Origin of the sequence: Nakamurella sp. UYEF19 (genome assembly GCF_040546275.1) — a bacterium.
Lineage (GTDB): Bacteria > Actinomycetota > Actinomycetes > Mycobacteriales > Nakamurellaceae > Nakamurella.
Map to the genome: position 1 here is coordinate 181771 of NZ_JBEPNO010000003.1, position 25860 is coordinate 207630.

A 25860-nucleotide genomic window follows, 5' to 3' on the forward strand; every position below is an offset into this window, starting at 1 on the left:
CCCGGTCGGGCCGGTCGGCACTAGGACGGGGTGTTGACCGACCAGACGGGGCCGTCGACCGTGTCCTCGATGGCAAAACCGGCCTGCGCCAGGGTGTTCCGGATGGAATCCGCGGCGGCGAAGTCCTTGGCTGCCCGCGCGGCGGTCCGGTCGGCGAGGAGTCGGGCGATCAAACGGTCGGTGGCCGCGTGCAGTGCATCATCGCTCCCGGCGTCGAGCCAGGGCGCCACGAACGGATCGACACCGAGCACCGCGAGCATGCTCCGGATGACAGCTGCCTCTGCTGCCGCGGCCGGGTGATCGCCGCCGGCGAGGGCGGCATTGCCCACCCTGACGCGGTCGTGCACCACGGCCAGTGCTCTGGGCACCCCGAGGTCGTCGTCCATCGCATCGGTGAAGGCCTGCGGCAGGTCGGCAGTGCCGACCGGACCGACCCGATCGGCCACCCGCTGCAGAAACCCCTCGATGCGCTCGAAGGCCTTGGCCGCATCGTCGAGTGCCTCGCGGGAGTACTCGATCGACGACCGGTAGTGCACGCTGAGGAGGTAGTACCGCAGTGCGATGGCCCGCGTGTGCTCGGTGATCGCTGGCAGCGAGAGCACGTTGCCGAGCGACTTGGACATCTTCTCGCCGGCCATGGTCACCCAGTGCGAATGCATCCAGAACCGGGCGAACGGGTCGCCGACACCGTGCGATTGCGCAGCCTCGTTCTCGTGGTGCGGGAAGATCAGATCCAGACCACCGCCGTGGATGTCGAAGGCGTCTCCGAGGTAGTTGCGGGCCATCGCCGAGCACTCGATGTGCCAGCCAGGGCGCCCGGGACCCCACGGGGAGTCCCAGAACGGTTCGCCCGGCTTGGCGGCCTTCCACATGGTGAAGTCGGCGAAATCAGCCTTCCCGGCGCCCTCGCTCTCGCCCTGCTGCACCTCATCCAGTCGCTGACCGGACAGGAAGCCGTAGTTGGAGTCGGAGCGCACCGCGAAGTAGACATCACCGGCCGCGGCGTACGCCTTGCCGGCTTCGATCAGCTCCGCGATCATCCCGATGATCTGCGGGATGTGGCCGGTGGCACGCGGTTCTATCGACGGCCGCAGGCAGCCGAGGGTGTCGTAGGCATCCGAGAAGGCGCGCTCGTGCGTGGTCGCCCACTCCCACCAGTCGCGACCGGCCCCGGCGGCCTTGGACAAGATCTTGTCGTCGATGTCGGTGACGTTCCGGACGTGCACGACCTCGTACCCGGAGTGCGCCAGCCAGCGCCGGAGGACGTCGTAGACGACGCCCGCGCCACGCAGGTGGCCGATGTGCGGATACCACTGCACGGTCGCGCCGCAGTTGTACAGCGACACCACGCCCGGTCGCAGCGGCTCGAACGGCCGCACGGCGCGGGTCGCCGTGTCGTACAGATGCAAGCTCACCCGAGCATGGTACGGGGCGGGTCCTGTCGTTCGACCCCACGAGCCGCCCTGCCGACGCCCCGAAGTGGTGACATGCTCGCTGTACGGTCACGCCCTCGTGGTGGGGTTCCACCATCAGGCCCAACCGCCGGATGGCGCGCCACCCGTCAGGATGACAACACTTCGGTCACAACGGACCGAAGGGGTCTTGACGGACGCGCTGCTATGCAACATGCTGCAACGACGTGATTGAAATTGCGTGTTTCAACCACGTTACGATCAGTCTTCTGCATCCATTCAGACCATCGATTCAAACAGGCAGTTCGACCGGAACCACGCAAGTTCTGGGCGTCGAAGAGCATGGAGGTGCTCGTGAAGAAGTCCATCAAGTTGGCCGCCGTCACATTGGTCGGCAGCTTGGCCCTCGCGGCCTGTGGTTCGAGTTCCACGACGGCAACGTCGCCAGGATCCTCGACACCGTCCGCGTCATCCCCGTCCGCGTCATCCCCGGCCTCGTCGGTCGGGTCGTCGTCGGTCGCGTCGTCGTCGGCTGCATCGTCTGCGTCCAGTTCGGCAGGGCCCGCGTCGTCGTCGGCTCCGGCCGTCTCCTCGGCTCCGGGCAGCACTCCCGCCGGAGACGCCAGCCTCAAGGCCACCATCAGCATCCTGGCCCCCGCCTACACGGACTCGTCCAAGTCCGACTGGGAGGCGATCATCAAGGGTTACAACGCGCTCTACCCGGGCGTCACCGTGAAGCTGCAGATCGCGTCCTGGACCGGGTTCACCGACGTGGTGCAGACCCGCATCCAGGGCAACGACACCCCGGACATCCTGAACGACAACAACTTCGCCGATTCGGCGAAGGCCGGTCTGCTGTACCCGATCACTGACGTCATGTCGCCGGCCACCTTCTCCACCATCGTCCCGAGCCTGGCCGGCAACGGCAAGGGCAGCGACGGAACCCAGTGGGCCGCACCGGACATCGCCTCGGCGCGCATCATGCTGTACAACACCGACCTCTTCAAGCAGGCCGGGATCAGCGCTGCCCCCAAGACGTGGGACGAGTTGCTGGCGGACAGCAAGAAGATCGCCGCTCTCGGCAACGGCGTCTCCGGATACGGCATGCCGATGGGCAAGGAAGAGGCTCAGGTCGAGTCCAGCCTCTGGATCTGGGGCAACAAGGGTGACTGGCTGTCCGGCACCAACATCAAGGCGAACTCCGACGCGAACATCGCGGCGTTCGACGAGATGAAGACCTTCATCGACGCCAAGGCCACCCAGCCGAACCCCGGCTCGTCCAACCGTCAGGACGTCGCCGACCTGTTCAACCAGGGCAAGCTCGGGATGTACGTCACCCAGCCGGGTCTCGTCGCCGACATGACCAAGAAGTTCCCGAACATCAAGTGGGCTCTTGCGCCGGTGCCGTCGAAGGACGGTGCCACGCCGGTTGCGCTTGGCGTCACCGACTTCATCCTGGCCTTCAACAACAAGGACGCCACTCGTAAGGCCGCCACCAAGACGTTCCTGGACTACTTCTACCTCCCGGACGTCTACAACAAGTGGTCGGCAGCAACCGGTCTGCTCCCGGTGACCACCGGCGCGATCGCCCTGCAGCAGGCCGCCACCCCGGCGAACAAGCCCTTCTACGACGCCCTGCCGACCGTTCGCTACCTGCCCCAGGGCAACCCGAAGTGGTCGGCTCTGCAGGACGCCCTGCAGGCAAACGGCGGCGGGATCGCCACCTCCGACGGCAAGACCACCCTGGACGCCATCCAGGCCCAGGTCGACGCCACCGGCTGATCCACCCCCTGATCTCACCTGCTGCCGCGGGAGCGCTCCTGCTCCCGCGGCAGCACGGTGAGCCGGGCCACACGGGCCGCGCAGATCAAGTAGCCCCGCGCGGATGAACTCGTCGATTTCTGTCCCACACAGATCCAGATTCAATCGGCCCACGTGGCCCCGTTCGAAAGGCCAGCCATGACCACGACGGTGACGCCACCGACCAACCGAGCGCCGGCGGGCCCCATCAAACCGTCCAAGGCTCCCGGCCGGGGGCGCCAGATGTTGTCGGCGCTGCCCTGGCTCGGCCCGTCCCTGATCCTGATCATCGGCGTGGTGCTCTACCCGGCCGGATACATGATCTACACGTCGTTCCGCAAGGTGAACAAGATCGGCTTCGACAGCGGCGCGGCCGGTTGGTCGAACTTCAAGCTGGCGCTCACCTTTCCCGGCGTCGACATCGCCCACATCTTCCTGAACACCTTCATCTGGGTGATCGGCGTCGTGTCCTTCACCGTCGTCATCTCCCTCGGCCTCGCGCAATTCCTCAACAAGGCGTTCGGCGGCCGGAAGATCGTCAGGCTGGCCGTCATCATCCCGTGGGCCGCCTCGGTGATCATGACCACCTCGATCTTCCAGTACGGCCTCAACATCGACTACGGGATCATCAACAAGTTCCTGGTCGACATCGGGATCCTGAACGCCCCTTACGGCTTCACCCAGCAGCCCGTCCCGGCGTTCATCGTCGCGATGCTGGTGGCCGTCTTCGTCTCGCTCCCGTTCACCACCTACACGATCTTGGCCGGCCTGCAGGCCGTCCCGGGCGACGTCATCGAGGCCGCCCACGTCGACGGCGCCGGTTCGACGGCCCGCTATTTCCGGATCGTGCTGCCCATCCTCCGCCCGGCCCTGGCCGTCGCGGTGCTGATCAACATCATCAACGTCTTCAACTCGCTGCCGATCCTCAAAGTGCTCACCGGCCCGCTCCCGGGGTACAAGGCGGACATCACCACCACGCTGATCTTCAAGTACAAGACCAATCTCGGCCCGGGCGTCGCGTCGGCGCTGTCCGTGGTGAATTTCCTGGTCTGCCTGGTGATCATCGCGATCTACCTCGTCGTCGTGAAGCCCACGAAGGAGCAGTGAGTTGACCACCACCATCGCGCCGCCCCCGGCCACCGTCGCCCCGAAGTCGAAGAAGGTGCGCAGCACCGGCGTCAACAAGCCGCCGAACCGGATCGGCATGATCATCGGCTCGGTCCTGATAGTCGTCGTCTTCGTCGTGCCGTACCTGATCATGTTCTTCGGTTCGCTCAAGTCGCAACCGGAGATCACCAAGATCCCGCCGGTCTATTTCGGCAGCAATTTCCTGTTCAAGAACTACGTCACGATGTGGTCCTCGGACGTCGACCCGTTCTCCGGTCTGGTGTCGACCATCGTCATCTCGGTCTTCGCGACCTTGCTGGTGCTCGTGACGGCCACCCCCGCCGCGTACTACCTGGCGCGCTTCAAGTTCCCCGGCAAGCTCGCGTTCATGTTCCTGGTGCTCATCACGCAGATGTTGCAGCCGACAGTCCTTGCGGTGGGGCTCTTCCGGGAATTCCTGCAGCTCGGACTGAACGACACCTGGTTCGCGATGATCCTGGTCAACGGCGCCTTCAACCTGGCCTTCGCGGTGTGGATCATGCAGGCCTTCTTCGCCTCCGTACCGAAGGAGGTGGACGAGGCCGCCGTCCTGGACGGTGCGTCGAAACTCCAGGTGCTGTTCAAGGTGTCGCTGCCACTGGTCTGGCCAGGCATCGTCACTGCCATCATCTTCGTCTTCGTCTCGTCGTGGAACGAGTACGCGGCCGCCTCGGTCATCATGACCACCAACTCCAAGCAGCCGCTGACCGTCTCGCTCCCTCGATTCTTCGGGCTCTACACCGCTGAATGGCAATACGTCTTCGGCGTCTCCATCGTCGCGATCGTGCCGGTCGTCGTGCTGTTCGCCTTCATCGAGAAGCGGCTGATCGGCGGATTGACCGCCGGCGCTGTGAAGTAGCACTTTTCTCCGACAACTCCCGAACAAAGGATCCACCACCAGCATGACGACTACCTCAGCCGCGCAGCCGGCTGCCCACGTACTGGCCGAGATCGACACCCAGCCGCAGATGTGGCGGCGCGCAGTAGAAGTCGCCGCCGAGAGCGCCACATTCCTGCCGGCCGACGGCATGCGGATCGCGGTCGTGGGCTGCGGCACCAGCTGGTTCGTCGCCCAGGCGTACGCGGCCATCCGCGAGGAAGCGGGCCTCGGCCTCACCGATGCCTTTGCGGCGTCCGAGTTCCCAGCCGGGCGGCGTTACGACCTGATCGTCGCGATCACCAGATCCGGTACCACCACCGAGGTCCTCGACCTGCTCGCCGCCCTCCCGGCGGACCAGAAGAGCCTCGGCATCGTCGGTGATCCGCAGTCTCCGGGGGCCACCGCTGCATCGCACACGATCCTTCTGCCCTTCGCCGACGAGAAGTCGGTGGTGCAGACCCGTTTCGCCACCACCGTGCTGGCCCTGCTCCGGGCCGGACTCGGCGAGAACCTCGACGGCGTGATCGCCGAAGCGGAGACCGCGCTGACCGCCGACCTTCCCGCCGGCTGGCAGGACAAGGTCCAGTTCACCTTCCTGGGCACCGGCCCGGCGGTCGGCCTGGCCAACGAGGCCGCGCTCAAGATGCGCGAGGCCGCGCTGGCCTGGGCGGAGTCCTACCCCGCCTACGACTACCGTCACGGACCGATCTCGCTCGCGGAGCCGCACACGCTGGTCTGGTCGATCGGCACACCGCCGCCGGGCCTGGCCGACCAGATCACCGCCACCGGAGCCTCCCTGCAGGTGAGCCCCGGGGATCCGTTGGCAACGCTGGTGCACATCCAACGCTTGGCCATCACGCTTGCGCTCCACCGTGGTCTCGACCCGGACAGCCCGCGCAACCTCACCCGGTCGATCGTCCTGACCTGACGAGCCCTCCCCCGTCAGTCGGCTGGGTCTGGTTCCGACTCTTCGGCTGGTCCCGACCCTCCGGCTGGCCCCGGCGCTTGGGCTCCGACGTCGCGAGGCCGACGAGCCGGGGGCGGCGGGACTTGTTTGGCCGCGACGATCCCGGCCAGCGGCACGGTGACAACGCCACCGCGGGTGCGGATCTCGCAACAGCCGTCGGCAAACCCGAGTAGCACGCCCAGCGCATCGGTCACGGTCGGCCGGCTGCCAGGCGGGTCCTCATCGAGGCCCGCAACCCGGTACCGCACCACCACCCTGGTGCCCGGCCGCAGCGCCAGGAACGCAGCCCGCGGGTCCGTCATGTGCCGTCGTCATGAGCGGTCGTCAAGAGCGGTCCGTCATGGGCGGTCCGTCACCCGCGGGTCGTCATGAGTGGTCGTCATGAGCGGTCGTCATGAGGCAGCATCGGCAACGGCCAGGTGCTCCCGCGCGAAGGCGAGTGCCTCGGCGACGTCGACTCTCCGCTGATCCGGCTTGGCCGCCCTGGTGGAGATCTCCAGCACCACCGCACCCGAGAACCGTTCTCCGTCGAGCTCCTCGTTCGCGAGAATCCGCAGCACCTCGGCGCAGGGCTGGGTACCGCGACCCGGGACAAGGTGTTCGTCCTTGGCCGACCCGGACCCGTCCGCCAGATGGAGGTGGGACATCCGGGACCCCATGCGCTGCAACATGTCCAGCGCATCCGAACCGGACGTTGCGGTGTGCGACAGATCCAGGGTGAAGTGCTGGTGCCCGGCCGAGACCGGGTCCCAGTGCGGACGGAAGCTGTTCACCGTCCGGCCGGCCAACCTGACGGGGAACATGTTCTCCACGGCAATCACGACGTCCGTCCGGAGCTGGAGTTCGGCAACCGAATCGGTGAAATTGGCGGCCGCATGACGCTGCCAGACGAACGGCGGATGCACCACTACGGTGGGAGCGCCGATCTTCTCGGCCATGTCGATGGACCGGGCCAGCTTCACGACCGGGTCGGACGACCAGACCGCGGCGGTGATCAGCAGGCAGGGTGAATGCACCGACAGCACCGGGATCTGGTGGAGATCGATGAGCCGTGCCAACGCGTCCGGAGTCTGGCTGGTCAGGTCCGTCTGGACCATCACTTCGATGCCGTCGTACCCGGTCTCCGCTGCCATCTCGAACGCCGCCGCGGTGGGCTCGGGGAACACGGCGGCCGTCGACAGTCCCACCAGGATCGGCGACCGTCCCCTTCCCTCGTCGTGCGACGGTGCTGAGCTCACCACCCCACGCTACCGGCCCGCTCAGGTCTCCAGCTTGTAACCCAACCCACGGACGGTGATCAGGTAACGGGGCGCGGCCGGGTCGGGCTCGATCTTGGAGCGCAACCGCTTCACGTGGACGTCGAGAGTCTTGGTGTCACCGACGTAGTCGGCACCCCAGACCCGATCGATCAGTTGCCCTCTGGTGAGCACCCGGCCGGTGTTGCGCATCAGGTATTCGAGCAGGTCGAACTCCTTGAGCGGCAGCGACACCTCCGCGCCGTGGACCGAGACGACGTGGCGCTCGATGTCCATCCGGACCGGGCCGGCGGCCAATGTCGACTCCACCCCGTCCTCCGGCTCGACACCGCGCCGGAGCACGGCGCGGATCCGGGCGATCAGCTCACGGGTCGAGTAGGGCTTGGTGATGTAGTCGTCGGCACCGAGTTCCAACCCGACGACCTTGTCGATCTCCGAGTCGCGGGCCGTCACCATGATGACCGGGACGGCCGCCCTTGCCCGCAGGGCCTTGCAGACCTCGGTGCCGCTCATGCCGGGGAGCATCAGGTCCAGCAGCACGATGTCGGCGCCCGACCGGTCGAACTCCACCAGCGCTTCCGGTCCGGTGGCCGCGATGCTGGTGGTGAACCCCTCCTTGCGCAGGAGGAAGGCCAGCGGATCGGCCATCGATTCCTCGTCCTCGACGATCAGAACCCTGGTCACGGTGCTCCTTTGTGCCCGGTCAGCGCGGAGCCGATCGGGGTGTTGTCGGTCGTGGCGATCTCGGTGCCCGGGAGGACGCCGTTGGTCGGCGGAACACCGGTGCGCTGCTCCGAGGTCGCCGGTTCCGGGAGGAACTGCGGGAGTCGCATGGTGAAGGTGGATCCGGTGCCAGGTTTGGACCACAGCACCGCGGACCCGCCGTGGTTGGCGGCGACGTGTTTGACGATCGCCAGTCCGAGGCCGGTACCACCGGTCGCGCGGGATCGCGCCGGATCGATACGGAAGAAGCGCTCGAAGACCCGGCTCTGGTGCTCGGGCGCGATGCCGATACCCCGGTCCGTCACTGCGATGTCGACGAACTGACCGTGGATCCGGCGGCTGATCGAGACCGTGCTGCCCGGCGGCGAGTAGTGCACCGCGTTGGCCAGCAGGTTGACCAGCGCGGTGACCAGCATGGGGCGGTCGCCTTTGACCAGCAGTCCGGACGGCGCGTCCAAGGTGATCGTCATCCCCGAACTCTCGGCGACGATCGCCGACCTGGCGTGGGCCTCTGCCACCACCGCGTCGATCTCGAGCACGGCGAGTTCCGGCAGCGGATCGGCGCCCTGCAGACGAGACAGTGTGATGAGTTCGTTGACCAGTGCGCCGAGACGGACGGACTCGCGGAGCAGTTTCTCCGCGTACTTCTCGACGTGCTCCGGCTCGTCGAACCCGTCGAGCACCGCCTCGGCCAGCAGTCCGATCGCCGCGACCGGCGTCTTCAGCTCGTGCGAGACGTTGGCGACGAAGTCCCGGCGGACCGCCTCGAGGCGCAGCGCCTCGGTCTCGTCGGCGGCGGAGACGACGACGTAGCCCTCGACGGTGGACCGGACGACGGCCTGCACGGACGCCGGATTACGGCGCGGCCCGACGAGGTCGGCGGCCGGTTCGACAGCGCCGAGTTCGACGTCGATGGGTTCACCGGCCACCCGGGCGCGCCCGACGGCGTCGGCGATCCGGTGGTCGAGCAGGCCGGCCCTGACCACGCCGAGTTCGGCCGCACGCGGGTTGAAGACCAGGAGATGACCCTCTTTGTCGAGCACAGCGTAGCCGGTCGTCGACACGGTGAAGGCGAACTCGGCGAGCAACGCGGTGTCCTGGGCAACAGGTTCGTAGGAGCGCGGGCGGCGATGTAGCACGGCCACGGCGACCAGCGATGCGATCAGCCCACCGCCGATGGCGGCCGCCAGATACCCGATCCACGACACATGACGAATGGTAAGTGCTAGCGCGGCCCCCGACCGGCGTTCGAACGCCACGGGCGACATGGGTTGTTCGATTCGACGTCTGCGACACCCGCGCCGTTCACCGGGAGTTCATGACGCGCGAGGTCATTTCGCGGGGCCAGTTCGCAGCGGCTCCGCCGGAGCCGGAGCGGGAGCCGCGCATACAGGAAGAGCCGAATTCCCCGAAATCACCACGAAATTGGCAACTTCCATATGCGCCGGGCACTTCTGTATGCGCGGGAACGGTGCGCGGGAACGGTGCGCGGGAACGGTGCGCGGGAACGGTGCGCGGGGAACGGTGCGCGGGTAGGCAGCAGACGAGCGAGGGTCAGCGGCCCTGGTTGGCGACGGCGGTGATGGCAGCGGCAGCGGCGTCGGGGTCCAGGTAGGTGCCACCGACCGTCAGCGGCTCGAGGTTCGCGTCCAGGTCGTAGCGCAGCGGGACGCCGGTCGGGATGTTGACCGCCGCGATGTCCTCGTTGCTGATGCCGTCGAGCAGCTTGACCACCGCGCGCAGCGAGTTGCCGTGAGCCACCACCAGCACCACCTTGCCGTCGGCGAGGTCGTCGGCGATCGGTCCGCGCAGGTACGGCTCCAGACGCACCACGACGTCGGCGAGGCATTCGGTCTTCGGGGCGTCATCACCCAGGTTCGCGTAACGCGGGTCGCCGGCTTGGGAGTACTCGTTGTCGTCGCTGATCGGAGGCGGCGGCACGTCGTACGAGCGACGCCACAGCATGAACTGCTCCTCGCCGTAGGTCTGCAGCGTCTGCTTCTTGTCCTTGCCCTGGAGGTCGCCGTAGTGACGCTCGTTCAGGCGCCACGTGCGGCGTACGGGCACCCAGTGCCGATCGGCAGCGTCCAGCGCCAGGTTGGCCGTCATGATCGCCCGGCGCAGCAGGGAGGTGTGCACCACGTCCGGCAGCAGACCGACGCTCTTCAGCAGCTCGCCACCACGACGGGCCTCGCCGGTGCCCTTCTCGGACAGCGGCACGTCCACCCACCCGGTGAACTGGTTCGTGGCATTCCAGGTGCTCTCGCCGTGACGAAGGAGGATCAGAGTCGAAGTCATGCCCAGCAGTCTGCCGCAGTCGTGCGGAGCACCGGAAACCGGGCGGGAGGCCTTGCGCGGGTCGCCGCCCCTATGTCTTAATGATTCTAGTCATTGCGACAAAGAACGGCACGCAAATCAGGGGACGAGATGAACACGAACGGCGTGGCGACCGGCACGTGGACCGTGGTGCTCGCGATCCTGGCGGCTCTGCTCGTGTTGATGATCGCGCGGTCCGTGCGCAAGGCCTTCTCCCGGCCGGCGCCGTCAACTCAAGCGGTGCAAGCCTTTTCGTTGGCCACCGGCCGGTCGATGCTGCTGGCGGGAATCGTCGTCGCGTGGTTGCTGTCGCGTCCGGTGCAGGACCGGACCGGAGCTTCCGCGACGATCGTCGGCATCATGGGAATCGTCGCGCTGGCACTGCAGATGCTGTCGGAGACGCGCTGGCCGCGGCAGTCGGGGGCTGTCCGCGTCGCCATGCTCGGGCGTCCCACCCTGCGGGAGACGGTGCTGGCCCGTTACCGGTACGGATCGGCGGCGGCCGGGGTGTGCATCACCGTGGCCGTGATCTTTGCCCTGTTCGTCGGACCCGCCGCGAACAGGAGCACCAATCCGGCAACTGCCTGCCCGGCTCCGGTCGGTGTGATCTGCACGTCCTACGGCGCCGGCGACTCAGTCACCCAGACCTTCAGCGATGCTGCTCCCACGGCTGGGGCCATCCTGGTGGCCCTTGCCTCGCTCTTGGTCATGCTGGTGATCGCCGCTTTTGCCGTCCGGCAGGTGCTACGGCGCCCGGTGCTGGCCGGGATCGATCCGTCGACCGATCAGGCACTCCGCCGCGTCGCAGCGCAGCGGGTGTTTCGCCTGGTGACGGCAGGGTTTCTCGCTATGACCGCGTCGTTGACCAGCGGGGTGCGCGACGCCCTCAATGCCAACGATCTCGCGAACTTCAACGTCGCTCCCGGGGGCTTGGCCCAGGCGCTGATGGACTTCTTGACCGTCGTGAGCATCGGTTGCGGTCTCGCCATTCTGGTCCTCTACATCGTCGGCCCGAACGAGCGCACCCTGCGCCGCGCACTGCTGCCCGGCCGCGTTCCCACCGACGCGTGACGGACCAGGTCCGATGACGGTCCGGCTCGCGGTCGACGTGACAGCGGCGACCCCGGTCTACGAGCAGCTGCGGGCGCAGATCGCCGGTCACATCGGTGCCGGCTCACTGCGGACCGGGGACCGGCTGCCGACGGTGCGCGGATTGGCCGCCGAACTCGACATCGCGGTGAACACCGTCGGCCGGGCCTATGCCGAATTGGAGTCGGCCGGTCTGGTGAGCACCGGGCGCCGGGTCGGCACCGTCGTCACCGGCCGCCCCGCCGCCGTCGTCGGTCCGGAGATCTCCCTGGCAGCCGAGGTTCTCGCCACCCTCGTGACGGCGCAGGGGGTCCCGGACGACACGGCCGTGGAGATCCTGCGGCACGCCCTCCGCCAGTCCCGCGTCCAGCCGCCGCTGAGCTGACAAGCCCCGGCGAGCCGGCCTCGCAGGCCGCCGGCCCGACGCGTCGCAAGCGCCACCCCGCAGGCGCACAGCGCCCGGCCCACAGCGGTCAGTCCAGCGGCCGCGGGTCACCGGCGACAGCAGCCGGGGTCGCGACCGGGCGGCGGACGCGGCGACGCCAGATCAGCACCCCGAGGATCACCACCGCGACGACGGGCAGGAACGGGATCAGGACGCCGACGACGGTCAGGCCGGCGTGCACCACCTTGCGCACTGCATCCCAGCCGTTGGCCAGCCCGCCCAGGAACCCGGATCGCGCGACCGCCGGCGGCGGGATCAGCGCCTCCTTGACCCCGGTGATCGAACCGATCAGCACCACCGTGATGGTGGACAGCGAGGTCTGACCGACCAACCCCGCCTGCTGACGCTGCAGGGACTCCAGATCAGCCTCACGGGCACTGAGCTCCGACTCGATCGCGATGACGTCTCCGATCTTGTCCGCCTTGGACAGCAGCGTCCGCACCCGGTCGACGCTGGCCTTCATCGTCTGCATCCGGCTGCTGATGTCGATCATCTGCGACGTGACGTCCTCGGTGGACTCCTGCCGACTCGTGACCGGGGCGATGCCGGTGATCACGTCCATCGCGGTGGTGTATCCACCGGCGGGCACCCGGAGGGTGATCGACTGGGTGGTGCCCTTGCCCTGTGCCGCCGAGACGTAGCCCGCACCGATCGGGATGGACCGCACCTTGATCGCCGCGTCGTCGACGGCCTTCTGCAGCAGCAGCTGGTCCTCCGCGGCCCCCTGGTTGGCCGATTTGACGGTCACGTTCAGCGTCAGGTTGGCGGTTCTGATCACCTGACGGTCGGCTGCCTCCACGCCGGCACCCACGTCGGGGAGCTTTCCGTCGGCCGAGGACGACTTCCCGCTGCCGGCCTGGCTGGGCGCCGGTGCGGCGGACGCAGCAGCGGACGGTGCGCCGGATCCACCGGCGGCGTCGGCGAAACCGGCCGCCGGAACACCGGCCGCGGACGACACCGAACTGGCCGCGGCTGCGGTCGTGGAACCGGAAGTGCACCCGACCGCGAAAGCGAGCAGCAGACCGGCCGCCGCTGCTCCAGCGGCCAGCTTCACCCGTCTCCCCCGCCTCCGGGCCAGGGCCGTGCTGATGGCATTCCAGGACTTGGAATCCTTGCGAAGCATGTCGTCTCCCCTGTTGGTCGAACCAGTTCCCTGCAGAACGGTTTCTCGGGAGGTAGACGGGGGTTTCGGCCATCGGGGCTGCACGTCCGTCGGTCACGGTTGGGCCACAGCTGGGATACGGACCGGTGTGCCAACACATCGCACACCTTCGATCGGCGGTGGTCGGCAAGCATGTGGACCGGGCCGCGAGAGCGCACGATGGACGTCATGAGGTCATCACTGCCGAGAGGCGTCGTCCCGCAAACCCCAGGGCCCGGCCAGGAGTCGGTCTGGGAGTACCCCCGACCGCCGCGGCTCGAGCAGTCGAGGAAGACGGTGGTGGTGCGGGTCGGCGACGTGGTCCTGGCGCGGACCGGCGAGGCGTTCCGGGTGCTGGAGACCAGCCATCCGCCGACCTGGTACCTGCCGCTGGCGTCCGTCAGGCCGGACCTGCTCCGGCTCTCCCGCCATCCCTCCACCACCTGCGAGTGGAAGGGCGCTGCCACCTATTGGGACGTCCTGGCCGGCAGCGGACCGCTCGAGGCCGCCGCCTGGAGCTACGAACGTCCCACCAAGGCCTTTCGGGACATCACCGGCCACCTCGCGTTCGACCCGAACGTCCTGACGTGCGAGGTCGACGGCGAGGTGGTTCGTGCGCAGGAAGGCGGCTTCTACGCGGGCTGGATCACCGACGACGTGGTCGGACCGTTCAAGGGCATCCCCGGCTCCTGGGGCTGGTGAGCACCAGGGTCACATCACCCTCGAAAGTCACCACGCCCTCCAAAGTCACGACCACCCTCGAAAGTCACCACGGCCCTCGATTCACCACAGGAGGAGAACCGCCACCACGACGTTCAGCGAGGCGGCCACCGCCCTGACCAGATCGACGCGGAGCAACGACCGGAACGCCGCTTCGTCGAAGCCGGCCGAAAGTCGGCCGTGCAGCGGGACCGCGAGAAGCGCGGTCACGACGAGGATCAGCGCCACCAGCACGCCACCGGCGATCGGCTCCCACCACGGGATCCCGGTCGGTTTGAACAGCAGCAGACCACCGGTGCTCAGCACCAGCCCGGCGAACAGCGGGCCGACCACCAGGCTCACCCGCCGCTGATGCGCGCGTTCGTAGGCCGGGAAGGCGTCCGGCGGTACCAGGGCGAACTGCCGGTAGACCAGCACCTGCACGGTCCACTGGAATCCGGCGTACCCGGCCGCGAAGAGCAGGTAGGCGATCAGTACGACGGGAAAGTCGTTGGACGACAACGGAATCGCATCAGGTAGGGTCGATCAGGTGCCGGAAGGCCTGCAGGTTCTGCAAGGAGTGCCCGCGCGACGTGCGCCAGGCCCACTCACGGCGGATGGCGCTGGTGAACCCGCGTTCCAGGATCTGGTTGAAGTCCTCGTCGGACGTGCTGAGCACCACGCCGAGGACGGTGTTGAGCTCCTCCGCGGGGTGATCGCCGAGCGTGTCCAGGCCGATCCGGCCGACCAGGTGGATGTCGCCGTCGCCGTCCAGCGAATAGGCGACCGTGCGCAGCCGGGAGTTGCGCTGCAGCAGGAAACGGTAGACGTCCTCCCGGTTCTCGTCGGGAGCCCGGCACACGAACGACTCGATCGAGAGCTCGTGCGAACCGACCAACAACCAGAGCAAAGTCCGATGACGACGCTCGCCGGGCAGGGTGAGCAGGAAGGCGTCATCAGGCTCGGCGGTGAAATCGACGCCGAGTTCGGTGAGCGCATCGGCGATCTGGCTCGCCCGGACCGACGGGGCCGTCACACCCGCACCGCCGCGGCCGAGAAGAGCGCCCGCTCATACGATTCCAGCAAACCGTCCACCGTTCTGTCCCAGGAGAACCGGGCCGCCTGGCCCGAGGCGCGAGCGGCCAGGTCGGCCTGCCGCGCGGGGTCCATCAAGATCTCGGCCAGCCGTCCGGCCCACCGGACCGGGTCGTGTCCGGGGACCAGCAGCCCGCTCACACCGTCGTCGACGGCGACCTTCAGCCCGCCGACGGCAGCCGCCACCACCGGCGTCCCGGAAGCCTGCGCCTCGAGCGCGACCAGTCCGAACGACTCGTTGTAACTCGGCACGGCGACCAGATCGGCAGCCTGGAAGACCTGGCACAGCGCGGAGGGCGCCATCGGTTCCAAGAAGTCCACCACCGTGTCCAGTCGCAGTTCCGCGGCCAGCTCGGCGAGCCGGTGCGGCGCGATCCGTCCGGTCCCGGAAGCACCGCCGACGATGAGTACCCGGAACTTTCGTTCCGGAAACCGTTCCCGCAGCACGGCGACCGCGCGGAGCAGGACGTCCGGCGCCTTCAGCGGCTGGATCCGGCCGGCGAAAGCCAGCACCAGCTCGTCCGGGTCGACCCGGAGCGCGGCACGGGCCGCAGCCTTGGACCCCGGCCGGAAGACGTCGGTGTCGACCCCTGGCGGCACCACGTCGATCTTGTCCCGGGCGGCGTCGTAGAGATCGATCAGCTGCTGCGCCTCGGTCTCGGTGTTGGCGATGAGCCGGTCCGCCTCGGCGACCACCTGCTCCTCGCCGATCAGCCGGCCGCGTGGCTCCGGCGCGTCGGACTCGGCCATCGCCGCATTCTTGACCTTGGCCAGGGTGTGCGCCGAGTGGACCAGCGGGACGCCCCAGCGATCCTTCGCCAGGTACCCGACCTGGCCGGACAGCCAGTAGTGCGAGTGCAGCAAATCGTAGTAGCCCGGCTCCTGACGGGCCTCGGCCCGCATCACCCCGTTGGCGAACGAGCACAGCTGGCCGGGGAGTTCGTCCTTGTCCAGCCCCTCGAACGGGCCGGCCACCACGTGTCGCACCAGCACGCCGGGGGCCATTTCCTGAGCCGGCGGGTGATCAGAGGAGGTGGCCCTGGTGAAGATCTCGACCTCGATTCCGCGCCGCGCCAGTCGCACTGCGGTCTGCGCGACGTAGACGTTCATCCCACCGGCGTCACCGGTCCCTGGTTGGGCCAACGGCGAGGTGTGCAGCGAGATCGCCGCCAGCCGCCGCAGCGCGGGACGGTCTGAAGAACGGGTGGTCACGTTGACGATTGTGCTCTCCGGTCGACGCCGGCCCGGCGCTCTGCCTGCGCTACAGCGCGGACAGGGCCTTCCACTCGTCAGGTGAGTAGATCCAGTCGTAGACCGCATCCTTCTCGCTCATCTGGGGACCACCGGTGTTGGACAGGACGACGGGGTCGCCGTAGATCGCCGAGTTGTAGTAGTCCTCGGCAGCCTGCGCCCCCATGTTGATGCAGCCGTGCGAGACGTTGGCGATACCGAAAGCCGCTGCTGCCTTGAGGTTCTCGTGGATGAACTCACCGTTGTTGTTGATCCGGACGGCCCACTTCTCGAGTGCATTGCAGTAGTTGAACTGCGGGTTGCACATGGCGAAGGTCAGATGCTTCTCGGTGACGATGTGAATGCCGTTGAGAGTTCCGCGACCGGGCACCGATTCCTTGCCGTAGGACACCGGGTAGTTCTTGGTCACCTTGTCGTCGACGGTCACCACGAGGTGGAAGGTCGACGCGTCGGCGATGACGATCTGCGAGCGGCCGATGGTGAAGTCGGACTGGAAGTCCTCACGGCCCCACTGGCCGTTGCCGTAGTCGACGCCCTTGAGGTCGGCCTCGACGTGGACCTTGGTGAACGCCGGCCAGTACGGCGTGGTGCCGCTGACCGGGCTCACCGTCGGTCGCCAGTGCACCTGCGACTGGACCACTCCCTTGCCCAGGATGTCTTCATCCTGCAGCCATCCCCAGTTGCCCTGCAGTGCAGCGCCAGCGGAGGTGGTCACCTTCAGGGCCTTCTCCGCCGCGGCACGGTTCTTCACCACGCCGGCGAACGTGATGATGATCGGCGCCCCGACGCCGACGGTGCCACCGTCGGGAATCTGGATGTAGGCCTTCTCGGTCGAGGCCGGCTTGACCGTCGAGATCTTGCCGGAGATCTTCGTCGGCTTGTTGCCGTTGTCCATGGCTACGCCGGAATAGGTGTAGGTGGTGTCGTAGTCGAGTCGCTCGGTGTTGGTCCAGGTGCCCTTGTCCGCCGAGATCGCCCCGGTGATCTGGGTCCCGTCGTCACCGGTGAGCGTCATCTGGGCCAACTTCGCCGCGAAGACGGTGACGGTCAACGGGTTGTTCGGCGGCACGTTCTTGGTGCCGAAGGCCGGCTTCGCGGTGACGCGCACGGTGTTGGCCGGCAGTGTCGCAGCCTTGGTGGTGGCCGCCGTGGCCGCCGTGGTTGGCGGGGCCGAGGGAGTGGCGCCCCCTGAGGAGAGGTCCGGCGCGACCACCTGGGAGGCCGGAGCCTCCTGACCGGGCGTGACCGTGACCGTGACGATCTCGGTGCCGGACGAGCAGGCCGAGGCCAGCAGCCCGAGCACGGCCACCGCAGCGACCACGCCCGACGTACGCCGGCTGAACAGCCGGACAGGACGAATGCGCACCTTGATCTCCACTTCGCTCTCACCGGCGACAATCGCGCGCGGCCCACCGTCAACCGTGACGGGTCGATCCCCTAACGGTAAGGGTTGGCGGTGAAGTCCCTGTCTGACCGACTGGTAGGAGATGTGATTCGTAGCATCCTGGCCGGTCGTGGGCCGTGCCGTCAGTCGGCTGGCCGGGCTGCCTCAGTCGGCCGGTCCGCATGCCATCAGTCGTCCAGGCTGATGCCGAGGAGGACCGGTTCCGGGCGGAGTTGCACCCCGAACGCCTCGCGGACACCGTCGCGGATCTGCCGTGCCAGGGCCATCAGGTCGGCGCTGGTGCCGTTGCGGTTGATCAACGCCAGGGTGTGCTTGCTCGAGACGCCGACCCGTCCGCCCGGTCCGTCGAAGCCCTTGCCGAATCCGGCCCGCTCGATGAGCCAGGCCGCCGACAACTTGGTCTCGCCCTCACCCGCCTGGTAGCGCGGATAGGTCACGTCGGGACCGAGCCACCCACGGATCGCCGAATCGGCCCGCTGCGCTTCGGCGTCGTCCAGGATCGGGTTGGTGAAGAAGGAGCCGGCGCTGCGGGTGTCCGGATCGTCGACCCCGGCGTCGATCACCATGCCCTTGCTGCGGCGAAGCGCAAGGACGGTCTGCCGGATGACGGGTTCGGGGGCGGTGTCCCCAGGGTGCACGTCGAGAGTCCTGGCCAGCTCGGCGTAGCGGATCGGCGTCGGTCGCCGGTGCAGACGCAGGGTGATGTCGGTGATGACGGCACGCTCGGTCCCCCGGAGGTCGGAGCTGCGGTAGCCCAGATGCAGATCCTCGGCGGGGACGACCCGGATCTCACCCGTCGTCCGGTCGAAAAGAGTGACCTGCAACAAGGTGTCGGCGATCTCGGATCCATAGGCCCCGACGTTCTGCACCGGCGTGGCACCCGAGCTGCCGGGGATCCCGGACAGCGTGGCCAGGCCGGTCAGGCCCTCGTCGACCAGTTGCGCGACGACGCCGTCCCAGTCCTCACCGGCGCCGATCGTCACGTCGACCGAGCCGTCGGGCCGATCTGCGGCGATCGTGATGCCGGGGATCCTGATCCGCACCACCGGGCCGCTGACGCCGGCGTCGGCGATCACCAGGTTCGACCCGCCGCCCAGGACGAGCACCTGTTCCCGCTGGTGGTCCTGCATCGCGGCGGCGAGTTCACCGGCGGAGGTGACCGTGACCAGGTCCGGAGCCGGGCCGCCCAGGTGCAGGGTGGTCAGGTCGGAGAGCAGCACGGGACGGGGCACCGGCCAAGGGTAGGCGGTGGCGCACCGGTTCGGGCCGGGTCCGCCCGGCACCGGCTGGCTGCTGCGGGTCGGCGCTGGGTACGACGGGTCCACACTGGGCACTGCCACCGGGTACGACGCGTCTGCGTTGGGTACTGGAGGAGACACAGGCGATGGCCGGCGGGCCGGCTGGCCTAGGGTTGTTGTTCAGAGCTCGACGACCGTCCCCGCACACCTCTGGAGCGAGTGCCTTGCCCACCTCTTTGTCCGTCACCCATGAATTCACCGCCGCGCCGGCTGCCGTCTTCTCGCTCTTCACCGACCGGGCCTTCCTGGATGCGCGGCTCGAAGCGACCGGCGGCACCGACCCCTCGGTGGTCAGCCTGGAGAAGCAGGCGGAGACCGCGACCGTCGTCATCCGGCAGTCGATCCCGTCCTCCGCCCTCCCGTCGATGGTCGCATCGATGATCTCGGGCGACCCGGTCACCGAGCGGACCGAGAACTGGCGAACCGACGGCGAGGGCTACCAGGCCGACTTCACCGTCGTGATCAAGGGCGCACCGGCCTCGCTGAAGGGCACCATGGCGCTGGTCGCCTCCGGTGCCGGCTCGACCTTCACCGTCGACGGGCAGGCCAGCGTGCCGATCCCGTTGTTCGGAGGGAAGATCGAGGCCGTGGTCGTCGAGCAGGTGGACGCCCTTCTGGTGCGGGAGAACGAATACACCGCAACGGCTCTCACCTCCTGACGCGTCGGCCCTGCTACTGGCCCAGAGGGCTGCGTGCTGCTCGGTCCAGATCGGCGGTGCCGCTGATCGTTCCGACGTCCCGGACCCAACCGCGGGAATGCGGCCACCAAACCGGCCGTTGGCATTCATGACGTGCGCCGACGACGCACAATGGAGAGGCACGCCCGCATTCGAGGGGCTGCATGACGAGACGTTCAGGAGGGCCACCACATGGCCGGCGAACCGGGTGAGCTCTACGAGTTGCACCTCGAAGTCCCCCAGATCGAGGATCTGGCCAGCCCGGTGCTGGTGCACGCTCTCGACGGGTACGTCGACGCCGGCTCCGGCGTCAGCCTGGCCGTCGCCCAGCTGTTGGAGAAGCTCGAGGGCACCGTCATCGCGACGTTCGACGTCGACCAGCTGATCGACTACCGCGCCCGCCGCCCCACCCTGACGTTCGCCCGCAACGCCTTCATCGACTACGACGCCCCGCAGCTGGTCATCCGCGCGATGGTCGACGAGGGCGGCGCCACCTTCCTGCTCCTGACCGGACCCGAGCCCGACGTGCAGTGGGAGCGATTCTCCGCCGCCGTCGGCCAGATCGCCGACCGTTTCGCGGTCCGCCTGACGGTCGGACTGATGGCGATCCCGATGGGCGTCCCGCACACCCGCCCGACGGGCATGTCGACCCACGCCACCCGCCCCGAGCTGATCGACGGCCCGCAGGACTGGATCGGCACCGTGCAGGTCCCGGGGCATGCCAGCGGGCTGCTGGAGTACCGCTTCGGCCAGGCCGGCCGGGACGCGATCGGGTTCGCCGCCCACGTCCCCCACTACGTCGCCCGCTCGGACTACCCGGAGACGGCCCGCACGCTGATCCAGGCCACCGCCGACGCGACCGGCCTGTTGCTCCCAACCTCTGGACTCGACGCCGCCGCCGCGGCTGTTCAGGTCCAGCTGGCCAACCAACTTTCCGAGAACACCGAGATCGCCGAGATGGTGCAGGCCCTGGAGCAGCAGTACGACGCCTTCGTCTCGGCCACCGGCCGAGGTCTGCTGGCGGAATCCGCGCCGTTGCCCACCGCGGACGAGCTCGGCGCTCAGTTCGAGGCCTTCCTGGCCGACCGCGAACGCCCCTGAGCCTGGGGCTCCGACTACCAGGCTTGGTTTTAGCCGGGCTGAGGGGTGGGGTGGGCCGGGCTGAGCGGTATGACCCAACCCACGCCGCGTCGCCACCGGTATGACCCAGACGTCACCGGTATGACGGCGGGTGGGCATACCAGTGCAGCCTGGGTCATACCGGCCGGCTCCCGGTGCAGCCTGCGTCATACCGGTCGGCCACCAGCCCTTGGTGACAGGCAAGTTGGAGCGCGGCAGGTCAGAGTGGCAGCAGGCGGACCGAGGCGAGGATGGCGTCGAAGATCGGGAGATCGCGAGCCTCGTGGGTGCGCGCGGTGGCGGCGTCGGCGACCAGCATGCGGGAACTGCTCGCCCACAGGTAGGCCTGCAGCTGACTGACCGGTGCACCGCCCTCGTCACGGCGGTAGTGCAGCGCGGTCACATCAACGAAGCTGGACAGCACGAACCGATCGACCGACAACCGCTCGAAACTCATTGCTGTGGCGGCGATCCGCTCGACGGCAGCCTCGCGGAACCCGGTGAACCACTGCTCGCCGTCGGCCTCGGGCTCCCCCTGCAGCAGGGTGAATGTGGGGCGGCGCCCGTCCTCTGGCGGGCCGAACAATCGGATGCGGCTCTCGTCACCGTCGATGTTCCAACCGTCCGGCACCAACAGCGAGATGCCAAGGTCCAACCGGGCCATGCTGTTCATCCCCGCCGGGCGGCTACCCGAACCCACCTGGCCACCACTGAGTGCGCCCGAGCCCGGCGACCCGGCACTCACAGGAACCGACATGACCCTACCGCCTCGTCGTAGATCGCAGTCCACCTGTCCCGCTCGACCCACGGCGCGAACCCGCTGATCGTGCGAATGGCCCCGTCGAAAGCGGCGGCGGTGAAGTGCACCAGCACGTCTGCGCTGCCCGGTCCGGTGATCGGGGTCGACCCCTTGACGCCGTAGGGCAGGTGCACGACCACGGTGGCCGTCGGGCAGTCGTCGATCCGGACGACGCGCTCCTCGATCAGGTCGCCGTCGGCATCCGCGAAGGCTTCCACCACGGTGCGGACGGCGGCCTCCCCGGCGTCGGCGTCGGTGGCTGCGAAGACCAGTACGACCAGCCGGGCGAGGACCTCCTCGTCCTCGTCGTCACGCCATTCGTATTGCGCGCTGCGCTCGTCGGAGAATCCGTTCTCGAACCCGGGCGGCAGTTCCAGCGAGACACCGGTCGCCGGACTGTAGAAATGGATCAGGGTGGGAACGTCCACGGGAGCGGCAGCACCTTTCTCAACAGCACCATGTTCTCAACAGCACCGAAAATCCGCCGGACGGCCGGACCCCGGACAGGACTGGAACGACAGGCACCATCAGCTCGCGATCTTCAGCACCACGACCCTGCCGCCGGTCACCACGACTTCCTTGATCTTGTCATCGAAGGCAAGGGTGATCGCCTTGCTGATCAGTTCGTCGACCGGTGTCGCGGTGTCGGCCCCGGCGCCCCAGCCCTTGGCGGCCTTGTCGACGACGGCCTGCAGCGTGGTGAGCGTCGGCCGCTTCTTGTAGAAGGTCTTCGCGAGCGAGGCCAGCGGCGAGGCCAGCGCCTTGAGGACGACCTCGTCCTTCTTCGCCTCGCCGTCCTTGCCACGAAGAGCAAGCAGCGCCGACATGTCGGCCGAGGCGCCGTAGAGGGTCCCGGAGTCGTCCACCCGGTTGACCCGGTAGTAGCCGTCCGAGGCTTCCGAGATCGCCCGTTGCAGCTCGGCTTTCGCGTCGTCGAAGGTCATCTCGCTGCGGAACTTCGAGATGCCGGCAGTGACGATCTGCTGCACCTCGCCGATGGTCGGCACGCCGCGGGGGTTGGCCCTGATCCTGGTGAAGTAGGTGGTGAGCTTCTCGTGCAGCGCATTTCGCACGTTGTACCGCCGCTTGTTGCCGTCCTCCTCGCCGAAATCGGCGCCGACCCTTGCACTGTCGGACGTGACCTTGTCCTTCACGGTCTTGGTCTTCGTCTGCGAGACCACCATCACCACCTGCCCGCCGGTGATGGTGAGGTGATTGATGATGTCCCCGAACGCCTTCTTGGCTTCCTCGGCCAGCTTCGCGTCGGCCTCGGCCATCGCTGCCGGGTCGGTACCGACCTTCTTGTAGGCCGTCGTGACGATGGCCTGCACCTTGTCGGGCTTGACGCCGTTGTCGCCCTTCCGCGCCTTCTTGGCCGCGTACTCGACGAACTGCTCGGTTGCCGCGGCGTAGGCGGTCTGTCGCACGGCCGCCAGCTTGTCGTCGGCGTTGCCCTTCTTGATCGCGTTGGCGTCGGCGGCGTCGAGCACCGTGATGGTGCCACCGTCGACCGTCAACGATTTCGCCGCGCCGCCGAGTCCGTCCTTGATCGCCTGTGCGATCCTGGCGTCCATCTCCTTCTGGGCGGGCGCATCGAGGCCGGTATTGAGCTTCTTCACCTGGCCGGCCATCTTGGAGTTGATGACCTCACCCTTGATGCCGTTCTTGCCCGACTCTGCCTTCTTTGCAGCGTAAGCCGCGCAGAGGGCGGTGATCTCGGCCAGCGTCGCCTTGATCGGGCCCTCGACCTTGCCTGCCGCGGCCGCCTTGTCCTTGTCACCGATCGCCTTTGCGTCGAACCGGAACGACCCGGGTACCCCGGCCTTCATGGTGAACCCGGAGATCAGCCCGGCATACACATCCTCGACGATGGTTGCCATCTCGGTATCGGCCTCGTCCGGCGTCCTGGCCGCGCTGACCTTGCCGTAGTGCTTCCCGATGACCTTCTTCATCATCTCCGGATCCGGCATGTTCGCACCCGCCGTCCGGACTTTCCCGACCTCGGTGGACAGCGCCGTCCGGAACGCCGCCAGTGTGGTGTCCTGGGTGTTCTTCTTCCGGATGCCGGCGACCTCGGTGAACGCTGCGGGCGTGAAGGACTCGATCTTGCCGCCCTTGATGACAATCGATTTCAGCAACGGCCCGAAGGCCTCGACCGCGGCCTTCGTGATGCCCTGGTCGGTCTCGCCGTAGACGAGGTCCATGCCGACCTGTCCACGGCGGAAGTCGAGGATCTCCTGCACGCGCTCCTTCTTGATGCCGTTCTTGCCGTCACTCATCTTCTTGCCCGCGTACCCGCGGAAGTCCGCGATGTAGGCCTCGTACCCACGTTTGACGAGCCCGATGGCCACGAGCTGGTCGACGACCGGTTGCCGGTCGATCTTGCCGGCGGAATCGCCGATCGAGACACTGCTCCGGTTGATGGCGTCGTTGACCTCGCCGTAGATCGCCCCACCCAGGGCGACGAAGTCCAGTTCGGCGGCGAGCTCGGCCCCGAAGCCGACCCCGAAAACCGCCTTGGCGCCGAAGCTGATCGACAGCTTGCCGTTCTTGAAGACGAAGGTTCCCTCGGCCTTCCCGCCGATCCCCGCATCGACGGTGACCGTGCCGGTCGCGGCGAAGATGGTGCGGCCCTTGCTGGTCCACTCCAAGGAGCCGGACGCCTCGGCGGAGACCCCGGCGAACGCCTCGGCCTTGCCGCTGACCTCGATCCCGGTCAGGCTGATCGATACCTTGCCCTCGGCCGAGGCTTTCGCTCCCGCGAATGCCTCGCCCGCGAGGGCTGCGGTCACCTCCTGGTTGCCCAGCTTCGCCGTGACGGAGGCCTTGCCGGAGACCTCTGCGCCGGCCATCGCCTCGGCCTTGCCCTTGACGGTGAGCCCGTCCTTGGCGTTCATCGACACCGAACCCTCGGCGCTGGCCCTGACCCCGGCGAACCCGGCGGCCTCCACGGCGGCCATGATCTGCGCCGGCCCGATCCCGACGAAACCCGAAGCTGCGACCTTGAAGTCAACACCGGCCTGGGCGAAGGCGGCGAAAGCCGCTTCCAGCTTGGGGATCTTGCCACTGCGGTCGATCGTGGCCGATCCACTCGCTCCGGCGGACGCCCCGATGCCACCTTCGGCGGAGGCTTCTCCGCCGGCCTTGAGCGGGCCGCGCGAGATCTCCCCCACTGCCTCGGCCTTGCCGAAAACACCGGCCCTGGCGCAGGATTCGAAGGCTACCGACAGCTCCTCCGGCGTCGCTGTCTTGATCAACGTGAGGTAGGCCTCGGCGCCGGCCATCCCGGACGCCTCGGCCTTGCCCTTCTTGGCCACCTTGCCGTTGAACGAGTCATGTTCGGCGGACGCCTCGCCCCAGGCGCCGGCGACGGCCTTGGACGTGCTCTTGTTGACGCCGTCCTCGGATTCCTTCTTGCTCCCGGCAAATGCGCCGGAGCCCTTTTCGAAAGTATTGCCCTTCTCTGCCACCGCGGTGTCACCCTCGCGGCGAACCACCGAACGACGGACTGCCGAACCACGCACTGCCGAACCACGCACTACCGAACCAGGCGCGGCCGAACGACGCAGAGCACTCTCGGCCGGTGGGCAGCGGCATTGTCCGTGCTGGTGGGTTTCACCACCGGAAGCCTTGCGGCGCAGCGCCGACATGGCTCCGTCGGCGGCGCGGTCGGCGGCGGCCTCGGCCGGATCCTGGGCCCGGCCGACCGTCAGGCCACCGCCGGACCCGGTGTCGGCACCGGTGCGCTGGGCGACCACATGGCCGAGCTCGTGGGCGATCAGGCGTTGCCCGTCCGGAGCGTCGGGCTTGAATTTCCCGGGGGCGAAGTAGAGATCGTTGCCATGGGTGAAAGCGTGGGAGGCGAGCGCGCCGGCGATGTTCCCGGCCTCGGCGTCCTGGTGCACCCGCACCGAGGAGAAGTCCTGCTCGAAATGTTCGCCCAGACTGCCGGACAGGGTGGTGGGCAGCTGCTGGCCGCCGCCCGCGCGGCGACGCAGCGCGTCGGCGATGCCAGGATCGACGTCACTGCCGCCCAACGGATCGGCGGTAGCAGAACGGCTAAGCCGCAGGGTCTCCGGAGCAGAAGGGCCAGGCCTTGGCGTCTCTGGCACGGAACGGCTGCGCCGCAGGGGATTCGGCTCCCGCAGCGCACCACTGACCGGGCGGACCGCCGGCGATGCCAACGGCGCCGACGGTTCGACCGCCGGCAACATCGACTGATCGGAGGCAACGGCTTCGGCGAAGACATCCTGGCGCCGTGCAGCTTTTCTGGTCCGGTCCGACAGCATGGTCAAGACGCACCGCACCCATTCCCCGAGCCAAGCCGGTCATCTGATTGGAG

The 25860-nt window shown here is 67.9% G+C and carries 24 protein-coding genes; 9 read left to right on the forward strand and 15 right to left on the reverse strand.

What is annotated here, in order from left to right; translation table 11 throughout:
- Positions 1–20: 20 nt before the first annotated feature.
- On the reverse strand, positions 21–1415 hold the full coding sequence (cysS, locus tag ABIB25_RS07005; protein WP_354527710.1) for a cysteine--tRNA ligase: 1395 nt from the start codon (positions 1413–1415) through the stop codon (positions 21–23).
- A 351-nt stretch (positions 1416–1766) separates the two neighbouring features.
- Here cysS and ABIB25_RS07010 point away from each other — a divergent pair, with 351 nt between their 5' ends.
- The 4 genes from ABIB25_RS07010 (at position 1767) to ABIB25_RS07025 (ending at position 6166) form a co-directional block, all read left to right on the forward strand.
- Positions 1767–3194, forward strand: coding sequence for an extracellular solute-binding protein (locus ABIB25_RS07010; RefSeq protein WP_354527711.1), 1428 nt, complete (start codon positions 1767–1769; stop codon positions 3192–3194).
- Positions 3195–3371: 177 nt separating this feature from the next.
- The gene (locus tag ABIB25_RS07015) at positions 3372–4319 is read left to right on the forward strand and encodes a carbohydrate ABC transporter permease (RefSeq protein WP_354527712.1); all 948 of its coding nucleotides are present in this window, start codon (positions 3372–3374) and stop codon (positions 4317–4319) included.
- 1 nt (position 4320) lies between these two features.
- On the forward strand, positions 4321–5217 hold the full coding sequence (locus tag ABIB25_RS07020) for a carbohydrate ABC transporter permease (protein WP_502919759.1): 897 nt from the start codon (positions 4321–4323) through the stop codon (positions 5215–5217).
- 43 nt (positions 5218–5260) lie between these two features.
- Positions 5261–6166: an SIS domain-containing protein gene (locus ABIB25_RS07025; RefSeq protein ID WP_354527713.1), complete on the forward strand. Its 906-nt coding sequence runs from the start codon at positions 5261–5263 to the stop codon at positions 6164–6166.
- Positions 6167–6180: 14 nt separating this feature from the next.
- Here ABIB25_RS07025 and ABIB25_RS07030 read toward each other — a convergent pair whose 3' ends face one another.
- From ABIB25_RS07030 to ABIB25_RS07050, 5 genes are all read right to left on the reverse strand, one after another.
- Positions 6181–6507, reverse strand: a complete 327-nt coding sequence (locus ABIB25_RS07030) for a putative acetyltransferase (RefSeq protein ID WP_354527714.1) — start codon at positions 6505–6507, stop codon at positions 6181–6183.
- A 90-nt stretch (positions 6508–6597) separates the two neighbouring features.
- A complete protein-coding gene (locus ABIB25_RS07035; RefSeq protein ID WP_354527715.1) occupies positions 6598–7443 on the reverse strand; it encodes a sugar phosphate isomerase/epimerase family protein in 846 nt (281 codons plus the stop codon).
- Between the two features lie 21 nt (positions 7444–7464).
- Entirely contained in the window at positions 7465–8145 is a 681-nt protein-coding gene (locus ABIB25_RS07040) for a response regulator transcription factor (RefSeq protein ID WP_354527716.1), read from the reverse strand.
- Positions 8142–9392 (reverse strand): sensor histidine kinase, encoded by a 1251-nt coding sequence (locus ABIB25_RS07045; protein ID WP_354527717.1) that lies wholly within the window; start codon positions 9390–9392, stop codon positions 8142–8144. Before ABIB25_RS07045 ends, ABIB25_RS07040 begins: the two co-directional genes overlap by 4 nt.
- A gap of 346 nt (positions 9393–9738) precedes the next feature.
- Complete coding sequence (locus ABIB25_RS07050; protein ID WP_354527718.1) at positions 9739–10482, reverse strand: phosphoglyceromutase; 744 nt, start codon at positions 10480–10482, stop codon at positions 9739–9741.
- Positions 10483–10611: 129 nt separating this feature from the next.
- Here ABIB25_RS07050 and ABIB25_RS07055 point away from each other — a divergent pair, with 129 nt between their 5' ends.
- Positions 10612–11571 (forward strand): hypothetical protein, encoded by a 960-nt coding sequence (locus tag ABIB25_RS07055; RefSeq protein ID WP_354527719.1) that lies wholly within the window; start codon positions 10612–10614, stop codon positions 11569–11571.
- Between the two features lie 13 nt (positions 11572–11584).
- The gene (locus ABIB25_RS07060) at positions 11585–11974 is read left to right on the forward strand and encodes a GntR family transcriptional regulator (protein ID WP_354527720.1); all 390 of its coding nucleotides are present in this window, start codon (positions 11585–11587) and stop codon (positions 11972–11974) included.
- An 88-nt stretch (positions 11975–12062) separates the two neighbouring features.
- On the opposite strand, the gene ABIB25_RS07065 is transcribed toward ABIB25_RS07060, so the two are convergent.
- Positions 12063–13157: a DUF4349 domain-containing protein gene (locus tag ABIB25_RS07065; RefSeq protein ID WP_354527721.1), complete on the reverse strand. Its 1095-nt coding sequence runs from the start codon at positions 13155–13157 to the stop codon at positions 12063–12065.
- A 207-nt stretch (positions 13158–13364) separates the two neighbouring features.
- Here ABIB25_RS07065 and ABIB25_RS07070 point away from each other — a divergent pair, with 207 nt between their 5' ends.
- Positions 13365–13877, forward strand: coding sequence for a DUF427 domain-containing protein (locus ABIB25_RS07070; protein ID WP_354527722.1), 513 nt, complete (start codon positions 13365–13367; stop codon positions 13875–13877).
- Positions 13878–13958: 81 nt separating this feature from the next.
- Here the strand turns inward: ABIB25_RS07070 and ABIB25_RS07075 are convergent, their stop codons facing one another.
- The 5 genes from ABIB25_RS07075 to ABIB25_RS07095 all read right to left on the reverse strand — a co-directional run bounded on the left by ABIB25_RS07075 (position 13959) and on the right by ABIB25_RS07095 (position 18857).
- On the reverse strand, positions 13959–14396 hold the full coding sequence (locus tag ABIB25_RS07075) for a DUF1772 domain-containing protein (protein ID WP_354527723.1): 438 nt from the start codon (positions 14394–14396) through the stop codon (positions 13959–13961).
- A gap of 10 nt (positions 14397–14406) precedes the next feature.
- The gene (locus ABIB25_RS07080; RefSeq protein WP_354527724.1) at positions 14407–14910 is read right to left on the reverse strand and encodes a type III secretion system chaperone family protein; all 504 of its coding nucleotides are present in this window, start codon (positions 14908–14910) and stop codon (positions 14407–14409) included.
- Positions 14907–16190, reverse strand: coding sequence for a D-inositol-3-phosphate glycosyltransferase (mshA, locus tag ABIB25_RS07085; RefSeq protein WP_502919766.1), 1284 nt, complete (start codon positions 16188–16190; stop codon positions 14907–14909). The genes ABIB25_RS07080 and mshA overlap by 4 nt, the downstream gene beginning before the upstream one ends.
- A gap of 40 nt (positions 16191–16230) precedes the next feature.
- On the reverse strand, positions 16231–17586 hold the full coding sequence (locus ABIB25_RS07090; RefSeq protein ID WP_354527726.1) for a L,D-transpeptidase: 1356 nt from the start codon (positions 17584–17586) through the stop codon (positions 16231–16233).
- A 206-nt stretch (positions 17587–17792) separates the two neighbouring features.
- On the reverse strand, positions 17793–18857 hold the full coding sequence (locus tag ABIB25_RS07095) for a UDP-N-acetylmuramate dehydrogenase (protein ID WP_354527727.1): 1065 nt from the start codon (positions 18855–18857) through the stop codon (positions 17793–17795).
- A gap of 230 nt (positions 18858–19087) precedes the next feature.
- Here ABIB25_RS07095 and ABIB25_RS07100 point away from each other — a divergent pair, with 230 nt between their 5' ends.
- Both ABIB25_RS07100 and ABIB25_RS07105 read left to right on the forward strand, forming a co-directional pair.
- Positions 19088–19582, forward strand: coding sequence for a DUF2505 domain-containing protein (locus tag ABIB25_RS07100; RefSeq protein ID WP_354527728.1), 495 nt, complete (start codon positions 19088–19090; stop codon positions 19580–19582).
- A 210-nt stretch (positions 19583–19792) separates the two neighbouring features.
- Positions 19793–20701, forward strand: a complete 909-nt coding sequence (locus ABIB25_RS07105; protein WP_354527729.1) for a PAC2 family protein — start codon at positions 19793–19795, stop codon at positions 20699–20701.
- Between the two features lie 238 nt (positions 20702–20939).
- Here ABIB25_RS07105 and ABIB25_RS07110 read toward each other — a convergent pair whose 3' ends face one another.
- The 3 genes from ABIB25_RS07110 to ABIB25_RS07120 form a co-directional block, all read right to left on the reverse strand.
- Complete coding sequence (locus ABIB25_RS07110) at positions 20940–21476, reverse strand: hypothetical protein (protein WP_354527730.1); 537 nt, start codon at positions 21474–21476, stop codon at positions 20940–20942.
- Complete coding sequence (locus ABIB25_RS07115) at positions 21461–21946, reverse strand: hypothetical protein (RefSeq protein WP_354527731.1); 486 nt, start codon at positions 21944–21946, stop codon at positions 21461–21463. Before ABIB25_RS07115 ends, ABIB25_RS07110 begins: the two co-directional genes overlap by 16 nt.
- A 99-nt stretch (positions 21947–22045) precedes the next feature.
- Positions 22046–25807, reverse strand: a complete 3762-nt coding sequence (locus ABIB25_RS07120) for an eCIS core domain-containing protein (RefSeq protein WP_354527974.1) — start codon at positions 25805–25807, stop codon at positions 22046–22048.
- Positions 25808–25860 lie beyond the last annotated feature (53 nt).